Genomic DNA, 13,441 nt, shown 5'->3' with positions numbered 1-13,441 from the left:
TCGTGGTCAGAGCTCGATGAGCATCCGCGTGTTGCCGAGGGTGTTGGGCTTGACCCGTGCGAGGTCGAGGAACTCGGCGACGCCGTCGTCGTGCGAGCGCAGGAGCTCGGTGTACACGTCGGGGGTCACGGGGGTCCCCTCGATCGCACGGAAGCCGTGCCGCTCGAAGAACGCGACCTCGAAGGTCAGGCAGAAGACGCGGCGCAGGCCGAGCAGGCGCGCGCGCTCGAGCAGCGCGACGACGAGCTCGTGCCCGACGCCGGTCCCCTTCCGCTCCGGCCCGACGGCCAGCGTGCGGATCTCGGCGAGGTCGTCCCACATGACGTGCAGGGCACCGCACCCGACGACGTGCGCGGGCGCGCCCTCGGGCGCGACGTCGGCGACGAGGAACTCCTGGACCGACTCGAAGTAGCCGACGAGCTCCTTGGCGAGCAGGATCCTCGCTTCCGCGTAGGGCTCGACCAGCGCCCGGACGGCGCGGACGTCCGACGGCAGGGCCGGCCTGATGCGGGGCGCGGCGAGCGTGGGCGGGGCGTCGGTGGTGGCGTCGGGCACGTCGCCAATCTACGCCGAACCGCGACGCCTCGCCATAGTCATGCGTACCATCGCATACTTTCGAGGCGGCTCACCGGCTCCGGCGGACGTCCGCGACAGCCCCGTCGCGGTCCGCGAACGAGTGCGCCGTGAGCTCGTCGATCACGAGGTGCGTGACGACGCCCGCGTGCAGCGCCGCCCGTAGCGGCGCCACCTTGTTGTCCCCCGCGACGGCGCACACGCGCCGCGGGACGCGCTGCAGCTGGGCCGGCGTCGGGCCCGTCGCGCGGTCGTTCAGCGGGATGTCGGAATACGTGCCGTCCTCGCGCAGGAACACGGTGCACACGTCGCCGACGACGTCCTCGGCCTCGAGCGTCGCGAGGTCCTCGGGGTCGAGGTAGCCCGCCGAGTAGACGTGGCTGGGCAGCCCTCCGGAGAGGGCGCCGACCGAGAAGAGCGCGATGTCGCACCGGAACTGCGTCTCGAGGACGCGCCGGATCGAGCGCTCGCGCCACATCGCGTCCTTGGTCTCCGCGTAGTCGAAGAACGCGGGCACCGGGAAGTCGTAGAACGCCGCGTCGAACGCGGCGGCGAAGTGCTGGACGAGCTCGCCCGCGTACTCGATGCCGGACGTCCGGGTGTTCGCGGCGCCGTTGAGCTGCACGACGACGCTGCCCCGGGTCGGCTTCGCGGTGAGCTGCCGGGCGATGGCCGCGAGCGTCGTGCCCCAGGCGATACCGAGGACCATGTCCGAGTCGAACCACGACCCGAGCAGGCGGGCCGTCGTGAGCGCGACCTGGTCGAGGCGCTCGACCTCGCTCGACGTGTCGGGGACCGGCACGACGTACACCTCGATGCCGTAGGCGCGGGCGATCTGCTGCGCGAGCCCCGGCACGCGGTGCTCGGGGCTGCGCAGGGTGATCTCGACCAGTCCGGTGTCGCGAGCCCGCTTGACCAGGCGGGACACGGTCGAGCGCGACGTGCCGAGGTGCTTGGCGATCGCCTCCATCTTCATGTCCTGGAGGTAGTACATCGACGCCGCCCGGACGATGTCGGCGTCGCGCCCGTAGGGATCCATGACCCCATTCTGCACGTTCGTGCAGCCGCGTTGCGCGTCCGTTCGTCTCGTGGTCCCCTGGGAGGACTGCCGCGTCACCCACAAGCCGATGGAGGCAACCATGGCATCGAGCCGACTGTCCGCCGGATCACGTAGCCGCGCGCTCGAGGTCCTCAAGGCCAGCAGCACGGCGCACAACGAGCTGGACGTGCTCGTCATCGGAGGCGGCGTCACCGGGGCCGGGATCGCCCTCGACGCGGCCACGCGCGGCCTGCACACCGCCATCGTCGAGGGCCAGGACTGGGCCTCGGGCACGTCGAGCCGCTCGAGCAAGCTCGTCCACGGCGGACTGCGCTACCTGCAGATGCTCGACTTCCACCTCGTCCACGAGGCCCTGACCGAGCGCGACCGCCTCATCAGCTTCGTGGCCCCGCACCTCGTGCGGCCCGTCGCCTTCCTCTACCCGCTGACCCACCACGTCTGGGAGCGCGCGTACGTGGGGTCGGGCGTCGCGCTCTACGACGCCCTCGCGAGCGTCGCCCCCGGCAAGCGCGCCCTGCCGTACCACCGCCACCTCTCGAAGGCCGGCATGACCCGGGCGTTCCCCGACCTCGCGCACGACGCCGCCGTCGGCGCCATCCGCTACTACGACGCGTCCGTCGACGACGCGCGCCTCGTCGTCACGCTCGTCCGGACCGCGACGTCGTACGGCGCGCACGCGGCCCCCCGCACCCAGGTCGTCGACCTGCTGAAGAACTCCACCGGCGCCGTCACGGGCGCCCGCCTGGTCGACCTCGAGACCGGCGAGGAGTTCGACGTCCGCGCCCGGCACGTCATCAACGCGACCGGCGTCTGGACCGAGAAGACCGAGGCTCTCTCGGGCGGCGAGGGCGGCCTGCGGGTGCTCGCGTCGAAGGGCGTGCACATCGTCGTGCCCCGCGAGCGCATCCAGGGCAAGGTCGGGCTCATCCTGCAGACCGAGAAGTCCGTGCTCTTCGTGATCCCGTGGTCCCGGTACTGGATCATCGGCACCACGGACACCCCGTGGGACCTCGACCCGCAGCACCCCGTCGCCACCGCGGCCGACATCGACTACGTGCTCGAGCACGCCAACGCGGTGCTCGCGCACCCGCTCACGCGCGAGGACATCATCGGCACCTACGCGGGCCTGCGCCCCCTGCTGCAGCCCGGCACCAAGGAGGGCACGAGCTCGGCCAAGGTGTCCCGCGAGCACACGGTCGCCTCCCCCGTCCCGGGACTCACGGTCATCGCCGGCGGCAAGCTCACCACGTACCGCGTGATGGCCGAGGACGCCGTCGACTTCGCGATCGGGCGGGACCGCGCGTCCGGGCTGCCGTCGATCACCGACCGCATCCAGCTCCTCGGCGCGGAGGGCCTCGAGGCCGTCCGCCGCCAGGCCCGCTCCTACGCGACCCGCTACGGCTGGTCGCCCGCGACCATCGACCACCTGCTCCACCGGTACGGGTCGATGCTGCGCGACCTCGTCGACGCGTGCGTCGACGACCCGTCGCTCGCCAAGCCGCTCGAGCACGCGCCGGCCTACCTGCGCGCGGAGATCGCGTACGCCGTCACGCACGAGGGCGCGATCCACCTCGAGGACGTCCTCCTGCACCGCACCCGGCTCAACTACGAGGTCCGCGACCGCGGCCTCGCGGCCTGCCCGGAGATCGCGGACATCATGGCGCCGCTCCTCGGCTGGGACGACGCCACCAAGGCCCGTGAGATCGACGCCTACCGCCAGCGCGCCGACGCCGAGGAGAACGCCGAGCAGCAGCCCGACGACGCCTCGGCCGAGAGCGTCCGGCTGGAGGCCACCGAGCTCGAACCGCTCCGCCCGCTGGGCGACGCCGGCGACGGGAGGGGGACGGAGGGCGCCTGACGCCGCGCACGCGCCGTCGGACGCCCCACGAAGCAAGGGGTAGTAGGGGGAATCTGGTGCACGACACCGCCGCGACGCTGCGGCGGTGAGCTTGACAGTGATGTCAGAACAGAAACGGAGTCACCACCATGACCGGTCAGGTCTTCTGGTCCGAGACCATCGGCAGCGCTCTCCTGATCCTTCTCGGTGCGGGTGTCGTCGCGAACGTCATCCTCCCCAAGACGAAGGGTTTCGCGGGCGGCTGGCTGCTCATCAACTTCGGGTGGGGCCTCGCGGTCTTCACCGGCGTCTACGCCGCGTGGAAGTCCGGCGCCCACCTCAACCCGGCCGTCACGGTCGGCATCTGGGCGAGCGGGGCCGACACCTACGGCGGCAGCGCGCAGCTCGCCGTGAACTTCGGCAACACGCTCGTCTACTTCGCGGGTGAGTTCGTCGGCGCGTTCATCGGTGCCGTGCTCGCCTACCTCGCGTACAAGAAGCACTTCGACCAGGACGCCGACCCGGCGGTCAAGCTCGGCGTGTTCTCGACCGGCCCTGAGCTGCGGTCGTACGCGTGGAACTTCATCACCGAGGTCATCGCGACCTTCGTCCTCGTCTACTGGGTGGTCGTCTCGGGCGTCAAGGAGAACGCCAGCGGGCTCGGCGCCCTGGGCGTGGCGCTCGTCGTGGTCGCGATCGGTGCGTCCCTCGGTGGTCCGACCGGGTACGCGATCAACCCGACGCGTGACCTCGCGCCCCGCATCGCGCACGCGCTCCTGCCCATCAAGGGCAAGGGCTCGAGCGACTGGTCCTACTCGTGGGTCCCGATCCTCGGCCCCCTCGTCGGCGGCGCCCTCGCGGGCCTGCTGAGCCAGGCCACGATCTGAGCCTCCACCGCATCCCGCTCCGCCCAGCAGGGCGGCACAGTGACATGGCGGAGCACCACATCCAGAACAAGAAGGACTGAGAGACACCATGGCTGACTACGTCCTCGCCATCGACCAGGGCACCACGAGCTCCCGCGCGATCGTCTTCGACCACTCGGGCTCGATCGTCTCGGTCGGCCAGCTCGAGCACGACCAGATCTTCCCGCGTGCCGGCTGGGTCGAGCACAACCCGGAGCAGATCTGGAACAACGTCCGCGAGGTCGTCGGCCTCGCCCTGACGCGCGGCAACCTCACCAAGGACGACCTGGCCGCCGTCGGGATCACCAACCAGCGCGAGACCGCCGTCGTCTGGGACAAGACCACCGGCAAGCCCGTCTACAACGCGATCGTGTGGCAGGACACCCGCACGCAGAAGATCGTCGAGGAGCTGGGCGGGTCCGAGGGCGCCGAGAAGTACAAGGCGCGCGTGGGCCTCCCGCTCGCGACCTACTTCTCGGGTCCCAAGGTCAAGTGGATCCTCGACAACGTCGAGGGCGCACGCGCGGCCGCCGAGCGGGGCGACCTGCTCTTCGGCAACACGGACACCTGGACCCTGTGGAACCTCACGGGGGGCGTCGACGGCGGCGTGCACGTCACCGACGTCACCAACGCGTCGCGCACGATGCTCATGGACCTCGACACGCTGTCGTGGGACGCGGACATCGCGAACGACATGGGGATCCCGATGTCGATGCTCCCCGAGATCAAGTCGTCGTCCGAGGTGTACGGCAAGGGCCGCCCGCACGGCATGCTCGACGGCGTCCCGATCGCCGGCATCCTCGGCGACCAGCAGGCCGCGACCTTCGGTCAGGCGTGCTTCGAGGTCGGTTCCGCGAAGAACACCTACGGGACCGGCAACTTCATGCTCCTCAACACGGGTGAGGAGAAGATCCCGTCGAAGAACGGCCTGCTGACGACCGTCTGCTACAAGATCGGCGACAGCAAGCCGATCTACGCGCTCGAGGGCTCGATCGCGGTGACGGGCTCGCTCGTCCAGTGGCTGCGCGACAACCTCGGCATGTTCACGGACGCGCCGGACATCGAGTGGCTCGCCCACAAGGTGGACGACAACGGTGGCGCGTACTTCGTGCCGGCGTTCTCGGGGCTGTTCGCGCCGTACTGGCGCCCGGACGCGCGCGGCGCGCTCGTCGGGCTCACGCGGTACGTCAACCGCAACCACATCGCGCGCGCCGCGCTCGAGGCGACGGCGTTCCAGACCCGCGAGGTCCTGGACGCGATGAACGCCGACTCGGGCGTCGACCTCACCGAGCTCAAGGTCGACGGCGGCATGACCGCCAACGACCTGCTCATGCAGTTCCAGGCCGACCAGCTCGGCGTCGACGTGGTCCGGCCGAAGGTCGCGGAGACGACGGCCCTCGGCGCCGCGTACGCCGCGGGCATCGCGGTCGGGTTCTGGGGCGGCGAGCAGGACGTCATCGACAACTGGGCCGAGGACAAGCGCTGGACCCCGTCGATGGACCAGGGCGAGCGCGAGCGCCTCTACCGCAACTGGAAGAAGGCCGTCACGAAGACCCTCGACTGGGTCGACGACGACGTCGAGCAGTAGCACACCCACGCGCCCGAGCGTGGACCGGGGCCGCCGTCCGAACCTGGACGGCGGCCCCAGCCGTGCACGGTAACGTCACGGCGATGAGCACGACGTCCCCCGCCCCGCTGCTGCACGCGACCGGCCTCGTGGCCGACTACGGCGGCCCCGCCGTGCTGCGTGGCATCGACCTGGCGCTCACGCCGGGCACGGCGCCCGTGGGCGTCCTGGGCGAGTCCGGGGCCGGGAAGTCGACGCTGGTCCGCGCGCTGCGGGGGCAGGTCAAGCCGCGTGGCGGGCACGTGACGTTCGAGGGCCGCGCGGTGTCGCGGCTCGGCCGGCGCGAGACCAAGCGTTTCCGCGCCGCGGTGCGGGTCGTCGCGCAGAGCGGGCTCGACGCCGACCCCCGGTGGCCGGTCGAGCGGGCCGTCACCTCGGCGCTGGCCGACGCCCGGAAGGCGGGCCGCACGAGCGGCCGCACCACCTCGGACCTGCTCGACACCGTCGCGCTGGAGCCGCGCTTCGCGTCGCGCACCGTCGGGTCGCTGTCGGGCGGGGAGAAGCAGCGCCTCGCGCTCGCCCTGGCGCTCGCCACGAGGCCGGACGTGCTGCTCCTCGACGAGCCGCTCACCGCGGTCGACCCGTCGATGCGCGGCCGGATCGCCGACCGTCTCGCCGCGGAGACCGCCGCCCACGGCACCGCCGTCCTGCTGGTGTCCCACGACGTCGAGCTGGTCCGGCGGCTGTGCGGCTCCGTGCACGTGCTCGCGGACGGCGCGTTCGTCGCGTCGGGGCCGCTCGCGGACGTCCTGCGTCCCGCGGACGACGCCCACCCGGCCGTGCGCGGCCTGGCCGACGCCGCTCCCCTGGTGGCGCAGCGCATCCGCGGCTGACGGACGGTCAGCCTTGCGCGGCGTCCTCGGGCGCGTGGCGCGTGAGGAACTCGTAGACGTCGGTCTGGTCGACGCCCGGGAACGCGCCGGTCGGCAGCGGCCCGAAGACGTGCTGGCGCATCCGGGCGCTCGGCCACGCCGCCTCGCCCCAACGCGCGGTGTCCGCGGCGGCCGGACGACGGCAGCACGCGTCGTCGGGGCAGGTGGACGTGCGCCGCGTCGTCGTGTCACGGCCGCGGAACCACTTGGACTGGGCGAACGGCACGCCGATGGTGACGGTGAAGTCCCCCGACGCCGTCGCGCCGGCCTGCGTGGAACACCAGTAGGTGCCGGCCGGGGTGTCGGTGTACTGGTACCACTCGGTCGTGCGGTCGTGGCTGGTGAAGGCCGAGCGCGCGCCGAACCACCGGCACACGGGCTGACCCTCGATCGCGCCCGTGACGTCGGCGCGCAGCAGGAACCCGTCGTTCTCGTAGCCCCGGTAGAGCGACCCGTCCTCCTGGACGCGCAGGAAGTGGCAGCGGATCCCGAGCACGACCGTCGCGAGGTTGGTGAAGCGCCGCGCCGCCGCCTCGTGGGTCACCCCGAACGCGTCGCGGAAGTCCTCGATCGCGAGATCGCGGTCGTGCTTGCGGGCCTCGAGCCACGGGCCCGCGACGAAGCGTGGCATGAGGCACGCGGCCGCGAAGTAGTTGATCTCGTTGCGCTGCCCGAGGAACGCCTCGTACGTCGCCGGGCGCTCGTGCCCCAGCACCCGGTGGGCGATGGCCTGCAGGGCCAGGGACCGCAGCCCGTGGCCGCCCGGGATCGACGACGACGGCAGGTAGATCCGCCGGTGCTCCAGGTCCGTCACCGTCCGGGTGGTGGGCGGCAGGTCGCCGACGTGGACGAGCTCGAACCCGAGCTGCTCCGCCATCACCGTGACCATGCGGTGCGTGAGCGCCCCGCCCTCGTAACCGGCCCGTCGGACCATCTCCTCGGCCACCTCCTCGATCTCGGCCAGGTGGTTGTCGCGGGCCTGCATGCCGAGCCGGACCGCGGTGTTGGCGCGGCGGGCCTGCTCGGGAGTCGCGATCGACTCCGACTCGCGGCGCGCGAGCTCGCCGTGCAGGCCGACCAGCGACTCGAGCACGGGCATCGGGAGCTTCTGGGAGACCTTGACGCTCGGCAGCCCGAGCGCCGCGTAGAGGGGACGGCGCTGCGCGCGCTCGAGCTCGATCTCGAGGGCGTCGCGCGGGGTGGGCGCGTCCTCGGTGAGCAGGTCGGTGAGCGGGACGCCGAGTGCGTCGGCGATGCGTTGGAGCAGGGACAACCGGGGCTCCCGGCGGCCGTTCTCGATCTGCGAGAGCTGGCTCGGGGCCGCGCCCGCGGCGTCGCCGAGGGCGTCGAGCGTGAGCCCCGCTTCCGCGCGGAAATGGCGGATCCTTCGGCCGATCGTCAGCGGTTCGGTGGTCATCCCTTCACGATACGTGAAGATCCGCCGATCTTTACGGCGGATCGTCCGGGAAATCGAGCAGCGGGCGGGTCAAGGTGGAGGCAGCCGCCCGAACCCGAGTCCCCGAGGTGACGATCGTGACGCTGACCGCCGACCCCCGCTCCCGCACCACCGCGAACCCTCGCCGCACGCGTAACCTCCCCGCCGACCGGCCGTCGTCGGGCGGGACGACGCCGGCACCCGCGGGCCGGCGGCCTGCCGGAACGCCCACGCTCCCGGCCGCGGCCGGGCTCACGGCGACCGCATGGGTCGAGGCCGTCGCCGAGCTCACCCGGCCCGACGACGTCGTGTGGGTCGACGGGACCGACGCCTGGCGCCGCACGTTGATCGAGACGATGGTGACGACCGGGACGCTGATCCCCCTCGACCCCGAGCTCCGGCCCGGCTCCTACCTCGCGCGGTCCGCGCCCAGCGACGTCGCGCGCGTCGAGTCCCGGACCTTCATCTGCTCCGAGCGCGAGGACGGCGCCGGCCCCACCAACAACTGGCGCGAGCCCGCCGTCATGCGCGCCGAGCTCCGGGGCGCGTTCGACGGGTCGATGCGCGGCCGCACGATGTACGTGGTGCCGTTCTCGATGGGGCCGGTCGGTGGTGCCCTGTCGAAGCTGGGCGTCCAGGTCACCGACTCCCCCTACGCCGCGCTTTCGATGCTCACCATGACGCGCGTCAGCCCGGAGGTGCTGCGCCGCGTCGCCGCGGGCGAGGACTTCGTGCCCTGCGTGCACTCGGTGGGCGCTCCGCTCGTCGCCGCCGACGGCACCCGCACCGACGACGTCCCGTGGCCCTGCAACGACCTCAAGTACATCGTCCAGTTCCCGCAGAGCCGCGAGATCTGGTCCTACGGGTCGGGCTACGGCGGCAACGCGCTGCTCGGGAAGAAGTGCTTCGCGCTGCGCATCGCGTCCGCGATGGCCCGCGACGAGGGCTGGCTCGCCGAGCACATGCTGCTCATCCGGGTCACGACGCCGGAGGGCCGGCCGTTCCACGTCGCCGCCGCGTTCCCGTCGGCATGCGGCAAGACGAACCTGGCCATGCTCCAGCCCACGCTGCCCGGCTGGAAGGTCGAGACCCTCGGCGACGACATCGTGTGGATGAAGCCCGACGCCGACGGACGGCTGCGCGCCATCAACCCCGAGGCCGGGTTCTTCGGGGTCGCGCCCGGGACCGGCGCGAGCACCAACCCCGTCGCCGTCGAGACGCTCCGCAAGAACGTCATCTTCACCAACGTGGCTCTCACCGACGACGGCGACGTCTGGTGGGAGGGCCTCACCCCCGAGGCCCCCGACCACCTGGTCGACTGGCAGGGGAACGACTGGACCCCGGCCGACGGCGCCGCCGGACGACCCGCCGCGCACCCGAACTCCCGCTTCACGGTCGCCGCCGCCCAGTGCCCCACGATCGCCGACGACTGGGAGACCCCCGACGGCGTGCCCGTCGACGCCATCGTGTTCGGCGGCCGGCGCGCCACGAACGTCCCGCTCGTCGCACAGGCCTACTCGTGGGCGCACGGCGTGTTCCTCGGCGCGACCGTGTCGTCCGAGCGGACCGCCGCGGCCGAGGGGAAGGTCGGCGAGCTCCGCCGCGACCCGTTCGCGATGCTGCCCTTCGCCGGCTACAACATGGCCGACCACTGGGCCCACTGGCTGAGCGTCGGCGACGTCCTCGCCCCCGAGACCCGCCCCCAGGTCTTCCAGGTCAACTGGTTCCGCCGCGCCGCCGACGGCTCGTTCCTGTGGCCCGGCTTCGGCGAGAACGCGCGCGTCCTCGCGTGGATGGTGCGGCAGGTGGAGCAGCGCCGCAGCGGCGGGCACGACCCCGCGCACCCCAGCGCGCGGCCGACCGCCGTCGGGCTCGTCCCGGGCGACGGAGCGCTCGACGTCGACGGGCTCGACCTCGCGGACGACGCGCTCGACGAGCTGTTCGCGGTCGACCCCGCGCGGTGGAAGGCCGAGTGCGACCTGACGGACGAGTTCTTCGCGACGTTCGGCGAGCGCGTGCCGGCCGTGCTGCGGGACCAGCTCCGGCACCTGCGGGACCGGCTCGACGACGAGCGCCTGAGCTGAACCCAGGCTCGCGCGCCCATGCCGCGAGATACCGAGATTCGGCCGAGGTACCGATGCAGGATCGGTATCTCGGCCGAATCTCGGTATCTCGGCGCCTGGGAGCGGCGGTGACGCCGGGGGTGAGCACGCGCAGACTGGATGGATGAGCGTCGGGATCCCCGAGACGATGCGGGCGTGGGTCGTCGAACGACCCGGACCACTCGAGGCACGGCCGCTGCGGCTGGTCGAGCTGCCGGTACCGGAGCCCGGGCACGGCGAGCTGCTCGTCCGGGTGCTGGCGTGCGGGGTGTGCCGGACGGACCTGCACGTCACCGAGGGCGACCTGCCCGTGCACCGGCCGCGCGTCGTGCCCGGGCACGAGGTGGTCGGGGAGGTCGTGGCGGTCGGGCCGCCGGCCGCGCACCCCGACCCACGGCGCCCCGCAGCCGACGGGAAGCTCGGCGTCGGCGACCGGGTCGGGGTCGCGTGGCTCCGGCACACGTGCGGAGTGTGCGCGTACTGTCTGTGCGGAGCCGAGAACCTCTGCCCCCGCTCGCGCTACACCGGCTGGGACGCCGACGGCGGCTACGCCGAGTACACGACCGTGCCCGGGGACTTCGCGTATCGGCTCCCCGACGGGTACGACGACGTCGACCTCGCGCCCCTCCTGTGCGCCGGGATCATCGGGTACCGCGCGCTGCGTCGCACCTCCCTGCCCGACGGCGGCCGGCTGGGCCTGTACGGGTTCGGCGGGTCCGCGCACCTCACCGCGCAGGTCGCGCTCGCGCAGGGGGCGACGCTCCACGTCCTCACGCGGGGTGCCGCGGCGCAGGAGCTCGCGCTGCGGCTGGGGGCGTCGTCGGCCCGGGGCGCCTACGACGCCCCACCCGGACCGCTCGACGGCGCCGTCCTCTTCGCACCCGTCGGCGACCTCGTGCCCGTCGCGATGCGGGCTCTCGACCGCGGCGGCGTCCTCGCCGTGGCGGGGATCCACCTGTCCGACGTGCCGGCGCTCGTCTACGAGACCGACCTGTTCTACGAGAAGGAACTCCGGTCGGTGACGTCCAACACCCGCGAGGACGGTCGCGACCTCCTCGCCTTCGCTGCCGCCCACCGGCTCGACGTCGACGCGCACCCCTACCGGCTCGACCGCGCCGACCAGGCCCTTGCCGATCTGAAGGCGGGCGCCTTCGCGGGCGCTGCGGTGCTCGTCCCCTGACCCGCGACCTGTCAGAAGCTGGTGCACGTATACGGACACCGGGTTCTGACAGGTCGAGGGGCTGCACGGGTTGTCAGACGCCGGTGCGGGTATACGCGCACCTCGTGCTGAAGGTCGCCGACAATGGGTGCGTGACCCTTCCCGACCTCGCGTTCTTCGAGCCCCGCATCGCCGGCAACACCGGCAACGCGATCCGCCTGTCCGCCGTCACCGGTACGACGCTGCACCTCGTCGAGCCGCTCGGCTTCGACCTGTCGGAACCCAAGCTGCGCCGGGCAGGGCTGGACTACCACGACCTGGCGAGCGTCGTCGTGCACGCGAACTTCGAGGCGCTGCTCGCGGCCCGACCGGACGCGCGGGTCTACGCGTTCGAGGTCGACGCCACCACGCGCTACACGGACGTCGCGTACGGGCCGGGCGACATCCTGCTCTTCGGGCCGGAGCCGACGGGTCTGCCCGACGAGGTCGTGACGCACCCGCGCGTCACCGACCGCGTCAAGATCCCGATGCTGCCGTCACGCCGGTCGCTCAACCTGACCTCGAGCGCGTCGATCGCGATCTACGAGGCGTGGCGGCAGGTGGGCTTCACCGGCGGGGAGTGAGCGGAAGCGCGACCGGCCTCTGCGCGCGGCCCCCGCCCCGCCGTGAGTGCGTAGTTCTTGCGCGAAACGCCGGGCGTGTCGCGCAAGAACGACGCACTCAGGGTGGGGGTGGTGGGGCTCGTCAGCGGCCGGTGCCGTCGACGGCGAGCGGCTCGATCGCGGCCAGCTCGTCGTCGGTGAGCGCGGGGCCGGCGACGGCCGCGACGTTCCCCTCGAGCTGCGCGACGCTGCTCGCACCCACGAGCGCCGACGTGATGCGCTCGTCGCGCAGCACCCACGACAGCGCGAGCTGTGCGAGGCTCTGGCCGCGGCTCGCCGCGATGTCGTTGAGCGCCCGCACCCGCTCGAGGTACGTGTCGGAGAGGTTCTTCTCGGACAGGAACGGCGACGTCGTCGAGGCGGCGCGCGAGCCGGCGGGCGCCGAGCCCGACAGGTACCGGTCGGTCAGGAGCCCCTGCTGGAGCGGCGAGAACACGATCGTCCCGACGCCCAGGTCTCCGACGGCGTCGAGCAGCGGCTCGCGCTGTCGGCCGTCGTACCCGTCGTCGACGACGTTCTCGACGTGCCGGTTGAACATCGAGTAGCTGGGCTGGTGGATGGTGAGCGGCGTGCCGAGCTCGGCGAGGATCCCCGCGGCCTCGCGCGTCCGCGACGCCGAGTAGTTCGAGACGCCGACGTAGAGCGCCTTACCCGCCTTCACGACGTCGTGGAGCGCCGTCATGGTCTCCTCGAGCGGCGTCTCGGGGTCCGGGCGGTGGTGGTAGAACACGTCGACGTGGTCGAGGCCCATGCGCTGCAGGGACCGGTCGAGCGAGGAGAGCAGGTACTTGCGGGAGCCGCCGTCCTGGTACGGGCCGACGCCCATGCCGTAGCCGGCCTTGGTCGAGATGACGAGCTCGTCGCGGTACCGGCCGAGTCCCTGTGCGAGGTGCCGCCCGAAGTTCTCCTCCGCCGACCCGGCGACGGGGCCGTAGTTGTTCGCGAGGTCGAAGTGCGTGACGCCGAGGTCGAACGCGCGGTGCAGGACGGCGCGCTGGGTCTCGTAGCTGTCGACGCTGCCGAAGTTGTGCCACAGGCCGAGCGACACGGCGGGCAGGACCAGCCCGCTCCGGCCGCTGCGGCGGTAGGGCATGCGACCGTCGTAGCGGTCGGCGTCGGCGAGGTAGCGGTCGGCGGGGTACTCGGGGCGCGTCAGCGAGCTCTCAGGCATGCGGCCATCCTGCCACCACCTGACACCGGTGTCGTAAC

General features: G+C 72.3%; 11 protein-coding genes. 7 read left to right on the top strand and 4 right to left on the bottom strand.

Annotated elements, in window-relative coordinates; all coding sequences use genetic code 11:
• Positions 1-6: 6 nt before the first annotated feature.
• Together ACFT5B_RS07870 and ACFT5B_RS07865 are read right to left on the bottom strand one after the other, a co-directional pair.
• On the bottom strand, positions 7-555 hold the full coding sequence (locus ACFT5B_RS07870) for an amino-acid N-acetyltransferase (RefSeq protein ID WP_386797439.1): 549 nt from the start codon (positions 553-555) through the stop codon (positions 7-9).
• Positions 556-625: 70 nt separating this feature from the next.
• The gene (locus ACFT5B_RS07865; protein WP_386797438.1) at positions 626-1,612 is read right to left on the bottom strand and encodes a sugar-binding transcriptional regulator; all 987 of its coding nucleotides are present in this window, start codon (positions 1,610-1,612) and stop codon (positions 626-628) included.
• A 100-nt stretch (positions 1,613-1,712) separates the two neighbouring features.
• Between ACFT5B_RS07865 and ACFT5B_RS07860 the strand changes: the two genes are divergently transcribed.
• The 4 genes from ACFT5B_RS07860 to ACFT5B_RS07845 all read left to right on the top strand — a co-directional run bounded on the left by ACFT5B_RS07860 (position 1,713) and on the right by ACFT5B_RS07845 (position 6,835).
• Entirely contained in the window at positions 1,713-3,491 is a 1,779-nt protein-coding gene (locus ACFT5B_RS07860; RefSeq protein ID WP_386797437.1) for an FAD-dependent oxidoreductase, read from the top strand.
• A gap of 128 nt (positions 3,492-3,619) precedes the next feature.
• Positions 3,620-4,357, top strand: a complete 738-nt coding sequence (locus tag ACFT5B_RS07855; RefSeq protein ID WP_386797436.1) for an MIP/aquaporin family protein — start codon at positions 3,620-3,622, stop codon at positions 4,355-4,357.
• A gap of 88 nt (positions 4,358-4,445) precedes the next feature.
• On the top strand, positions 4,446-5,963 hold the full coding sequence (gene glpK, locus ACFT5B_RS07850; RefSeq protein WP_386797435.1) for a glycerol kinase GlpK: 1,518 nt from the start codon (positions 4,446-4,448) through the stop codon (positions 5,961-5,963).
• Between the two features lie 83 nt (positions 5,964-6,046).
• The gene (locus tag ACFT5B_RS07845) at positions 6,047-6,835 is read left to right on the top strand and encodes an ABC transporter ATP-binding protein (protein WP_386797434.1); all 789 of its coding nucleotides are present in this window, start codon (positions 6,047-6,049) and stop codon (positions 6,833-6,835) included.
• A 7-nt stretch (positions 6,836-6,842) separates the two neighbouring features.
• Here the strand turns inward: ACFT5B_RS07845 and ACFT5B_RS07840 are convergent, their stop codons facing one another.
• Positions 6,843-8,291 carry a helix-turn-helix domain-containing protein gene (locus tag ACFT5B_RS07840; RefSeq protein WP_386797433.1) on the bottom strand — a complete coding sequence of 483 codons (1,449 nt, stop codon included), beginning with the start codon at positions 8,289-8,291 and terminating at the stop codon, positions 6,843-6,845.
• 116 nt (positions 8,292-8,407) lie between these two features.
• On the opposite strand from ACFT5B_RS07840, the gene ACFT5B_RS07835 reads away from it, so the two are divergent.
• The 3 genes from ACFT5B_RS07835 (at position 8,408) to ACFT5B_RS07825 (ending at position 12,193) form a co-directional block, all read left to right on the top strand.
• A complete protein-coding gene (locus ACFT5B_RS07835) occupies positions 8,408-10,393 on the top strand; it encodes a phosphoenolpyruvate carboxykinase (GTP) (RefSeq protein WP_386797432.1) in 1,986 nt (661 codons plus the stop codon).
• A 142-nt stretch (positions 10,394-10,535) separates the two neighbouring features.
• Complete coding sequence (locus tag ACFT5B_RS07830) at positions 10,536-11,591, top strand: zinc-binding alcohol dehydrogenase family protein (protein WP_386797431.1); 1,056 nt, start codon at positions 10,536-10,538, stop codon at positions 11,589-11,591.
• Positions 11,592-11,722: 131 nt separating this feature from the next.
• On the top strand, positions 11,723-12,193 hold the full coding sequence (locus tag ACFT5B_RS07825) for a tRNA (cytidine(34)-2'-O)-methyltransferase (RefSeq protein ID WP_386797430.1): 471 nt from the start codon (positions 11,723-11,725) through the stop codon (positions 12,191-12,193).
• A 121-nt stretch (positions 12,194-12,314) separates the two neighbouring features.
• Here ACFT5B_RS07825 and ACFT5B_RS07820 read toward each other — a convergent pair whose 3' ends face one another.
• Positions 12,315-13,403 carry an aldo/keto reductase gene (locus tag ACFT5B_RS07820; RefSeq protein ID WP_386797429.1) on the bottom strand — a complete coding sequence of 363 codons (1,089 nt, stop codon included), beginning with the start codon at positions 13,401-13,403 and terminating at the stop codon, positions 12,315-12,317.
• Between the last annotated feature and the right edge of the window lie 38 nt (positions 13,404-13,441).

Source organism: Luteimicrobium sp. NPDC057192, from assembly GCF_042670205.1.
GTDB lineage: Bacteria > Actinomycetota > Actinomycetes > Actinomycetales > Cellulomonadaceae > Luteimicrobium.
The sequence above is the reverse complement of the archived record's forward strand: the minus strand, read 5'-3'. Positions and strand labels throughout refer to the sequence as shown.

Bases quoted from the DNA above. Each gene is read 5' to 3' on its own strand.
- ACFT5B_RS07865 (WP_386797438.1), bottom strand. From the start codon at position 1,612: ATGGATCCCTACGGGCGCGACGCCGACATCGTCCGGGCGGCGTCGATG.
- glpK (WP_386797435.1), top strand. From the start codon at position 4,446: ATGGCTGACTACGTCCTCGCCATCGACCAGGGCACCACGAGCTCCCGC.
- ACFT5B_RS07840 (WP_386797433.1), bottom strand. From the start codon at position 8,291: ATGACCACCGAACCGCTGACGATCGGCCGAAGGATCCGCCATTTCCGC.
- ACFT5B_RS07820 (WP_386797429.1), bottom strand. From the start codon at position 13,403: ATGCCTGAGAGCTCGCTGACGCGCCCCGAGTACCCCGCCGACCGCTAC.
- ACFT5B_RS07845 (WP_386797434.1), top strand. From the start codon at position 6,047: ATGAGCACGACGTCCCCCGCCCCGCTGCTGCACGCGACCGGCCTCGTG.
- ACFT5B_RS07830 (WP_386797431.1), top strand. From the start codon at position 10,536: ATGAGCGTCGGGATCCCCGAGACGATGCGGGCGTGGGTCGTCGAACGA.
- ACFT5B_RS07860 (WP_386797437.1), top strand. From the start codon at position 1,713: ATGGCATCGAGCCGACTGTCCGCCGGATCACGTAGCCGCGCGCTCGAG.
- ACFT5B_RS07855 (WP_386797436.1), top strand. From the start codon at position 3,620: ATGACCGGTCAGGTCTTCTGGTCCGAGACCATCGGCAGCGCTCTCCTG.